The organism is Specibacter cremeus, assembly GCF_003946885.1.
GTDB classification, from domain to species: Bacteria; Actinomycetota; Actinomycetes; order Actinomycetales; family Micrococcaceae; genus Specibacter; species Specibacter cremeus.
Genome location: NZ_RWKQ01000091.1, coordinates 1 through 3455 on the forward strand (window position 1 = coordinate 1; position 3455 = coordinate 3455).

The following is a 3455-nucleotide window of genomic DNA, read 5'->3' on the forward strand; positions in this document are numbered from 1 at the left end:
GCCCTACGACACCACGCCCGCGATCCTCAACGCCCTGTCAACTTGCTGCTGACCTCGTGAAACACGACTTTGCCGGGGCCCTGGTAGTCCCCCCACCAGGTTCGGCTCTTCGCTCATGCCTCCGCAGTAAACCGCCGCCGCCCCCCCGTACCGTGGTCCTGCCACCCGTTACCTTTTTAGTAGCCCCTTGATCGAGTAAGAATTGGGGTTGTTGGCCTGTCGGTCCCGGCATGATTAAGTCCCCCAGTCGTCAATGATCCGGGGGGTGTTGTCACCGGGGTCCGATAGGCGCCAGGGGATCGCTAATGGGGACCGGACCAGCGCAAGGAACTACCGCGTAGGTCAGCCGTAACGAAAGATGCCGAGCCTTGCCGCCGCAGGACATGCCAACACAGATTTGACGGACACAAATTCTGGGAGGTTTGCGTTGATCAAAGACCACGAACTCGTTGACATCTTCATCGGTGTCGACGTGGGCAAGAGCAATCATCACGCTGTCGCCATCGATCGTGCCGGCAAGAAAATCCTCGACCGCGCCCTGCCCCAGGACGAGGCAAAACTGCGCGCCATCATCCAGGCCGTCGCCGGCAAGGGACGCGTGTTGCTGGTTGTCGACCAGCCCTCGACCATCGGTGCGCTGCCGGTCGCGGTGGCCCAGGCCGAGGGCATCCTGGTCGGGTACCTGCCGGGCCTGGCCATGCGCCGCATCGCGGATCTGCACCCCGGCGAGGCGAAGACCGACGCCCGCGACGCGGCGATCATCGCCGAGGCCGCCCGGTCCCTGCCGCACACCCTGCGTTCCCTCGTGGTCGCCGACGAACAGGCCGCGGAACTGTCCATGCTGTGCGGCTTTGACGACGACTTGGCCAAGCAGGCCACCGCCACCTCCAACCGAATCCGCGGGCTGCTCACCCAGGTCCACCCGGCGCTGGAGCGGGTCGTCGGCAACCACCTGGACCACCCGGCGATGGCCGAACTGCTGATCAAGTACCCCACGCCCGCCGCGCTGCGCCGGACCGGCCAGGCCCGGGTAGCGACCCTGCTGGCACGTTATGCGCCGCGGGCCGGGAAAGGCTGGGCGGCGGACGTGTTCACAGCGTTGGGCGAGCAGACCGTAGTGGTCGCCGGCACCAACGCCGCGGGCACCGTCCTACCGCAGCTGGCCGCGATGCTCAAGCAACTGCGCACCGCCCGGGAGGAGATCCTCACCCAGGTCGAGGCCCTCGTGGAGGCCCACCCTCTTCACACCGTCCTGACCTCCATGCCGGCGGTCGGGGTCAGGACGGAGGCCCGCATCCTCACCGAGGTGGCGGGCAAGGACTTCAAGTCCGCCGGGCACCTTGCCTCCTACGCCGGTCTCGCCCCGGTGACGTGGCGCTCCGGCACCTCGATCCGCGGCGACCACCCCTCCAAGAAGGGCAACAAGAGCCTCAAACGGGCCTTCTTCCTCTCCGCGTTCGCCGCGCTGAAAGACCCGCCGTCACGGGCCTACTACGACCGGAAACGTGCCGAGGGGAAACGGCACAACCAGGCCCTGATCGCCCTTGCACGACGCCGCTGCGACGTCCTCTTCGCCATGCTCCGCGACGGCACCTTCTATGAGGCGCCGACCACCAAGGCTGCCTGAGCAACCACGGCATCAGCTGGCGGGCGAACCCTGCCGGCCATTGGCCCCTGCCCAAAAGCGATCCACCAGTATTCTGAAAGAAAAACCTGCCCCAACGCTTGACAAAAAACATAGGGACACCCCCCCCAGGATCGAGGAGCACTTGCCCCCGCCCGCAAAGAGGACCACCATGGTCATTGGCGGGCCACGTGTTGAGCGCCGCCTCCATCTACCCGCTGGTCGGCACCAAGGTGTCCAGTCCCGCGGTACAGGATCTAATGTCCGTACTTAACTCGACTTTCGCACTTTTTGCCTACTGCGCCGGTTGAGTGTGAGGCGGCCGTGGCTGAGGGTGCTGGTGGCAGGGTGCTCGGGGTTGCGGCGTGACCGGGGTGGGGTCAGCGTGGTGGTATGTCTTCTTCACGATCAGACCACCGGTCCGGTGCGGGTTCGCGTTCAGCGGTCACCAGGGAGGAGGGCGCCGGCGCGTGTCTTCTCCACGATGTGAGCACGCCGACGCCCCGAGGGCTCATGGTAGCAGTCCCACCATCCCTGCTGGAGTTGTTGGGCCGTTTCCGCGGGTGTTTCACCGCCCCGACGTTCGTCACGTTCTGTGCCTTGGTCACCGGATTGGTGGCCCAGACCGGCAAGTCCACGGTGTGTGGCATGTGGGTCGGGGCCCGGCTGGCCGGGCTGTGCCCGCACCATCGGGCCCACCGGTTCTTCTCCCACGCCCGCTGGTCGGTGCAGGCCCTCTCCCAGACGCTGACCGGGCTGGTCGTGGCGTTGCTGGTGCCCGCCGGTGCGCCGGTTCCGGTGGCGGTGGACGACACGCTCTTTCACCGGCGCGGGCCCACGGTCCATGCCGCCTCCTGGTTCCACGACGGGTCCGCCGTCGGGGTCCGCAAGGTCGGCTACGGGAACAATTGGGTGATCGCGGCCATCGTGGTGTCGCTGCCGTTCGTGGACCGGCCGATCGCGTTGCCGACCGGGTTCGCCCTGGTGTGCAAGGGAGGCGATTCCCGATTGGTGCACGCCCGCCGGCTGATCGAGCAGATCGCCGCCGCGGTCCCGGACCGGCGCCTCGACGTGGTCGCCGATTGCGCCTACGCCGGCCAGGCGCTGCGCGGGCTGCAGGAGCGCATCACCTGGACCACCCGGCTCAAGGCCACCGCCGCGCTCTACCAGCCGGCACCCCCGCGCACCGGCAAACGCGGCCGGCCCCGGCTCAAGGGCGAGAAGCTACCGCACCTGGCCGAGCTGGCCGACACACTCTCCTTCACCCCCACCGGCGTGCACCGCTACGGCACCGACACCACCGTGCACGCCGCCGTGCTGCGCTGCCTGTGGTACGGCGTCTTCGGCACCCAACCGGTCCAGGTCGTCGTCGTCCGCGACACCCGCCACACCGGTTACGACATCGTCCTGGTCAGCACCGACCTGCACGCCAGCCCCGGCCGGCTCATCGAACGCTACGCCTCCCGGTGGAGCGTGGAGATCGCCATCGAAGACGCCAAGCAGACCGTCGGCGTCGGACAAGCCCGCAACCGGCTCCCGGCCGCCGTCCACCGCACCGTCCCGATTGGGCTGGCCACCGAAACCCTGGCGATCTGCTGGTACGCCACCACAGGCCACCACCCCGACGACGTCGCCGCCACTCGCCAACTCGCCCCCTGGTACACCAGCAAGTCCCAACCCTCCGTACCCGACATGCTCACCAAACTCCGCCGCGTCATCATCGCCACCCAATTTCGGCCACGACACCCCCAGCGCCCAGGGCCCCGGAAAGGTCGGCGAGTAGGGCTGTGACCTGCGGCTTTGTTGCCGTGTGAGCGGCGTGGCGTGGGTG

2 protein-coding genes are annotated in these 3455 nt (G+C 67.8%); both read left to right on the plus strand.

Features of this window, described 5'->3' with window-relative positions:
• The first annotated feature begins 358 nt into the window (after positions 1 to 358).
• Entirely contained in the window at positions 359 to 1627 is a 1269-nt protein-coding gene (locus tag EJC77_RS20175; RefSeq protein WP_420820343.1) for an IS110 family RNA-guided transposase, read from the plus strand.
• 510 nt (positions 1628 to 2137) lie between these two features.
• Positions 2138 to 3415, plus strand: a complete 1278-nt coding sequence (locus tag EJC77_RS20180; protein WP_164520514.1) for an IS701 family transposase — start codon at positions 2138 to 2140, stop codon at positions 3413 to 3415.
• Positions 3416 to 3455: the final 40 nt, after the last annotated feature.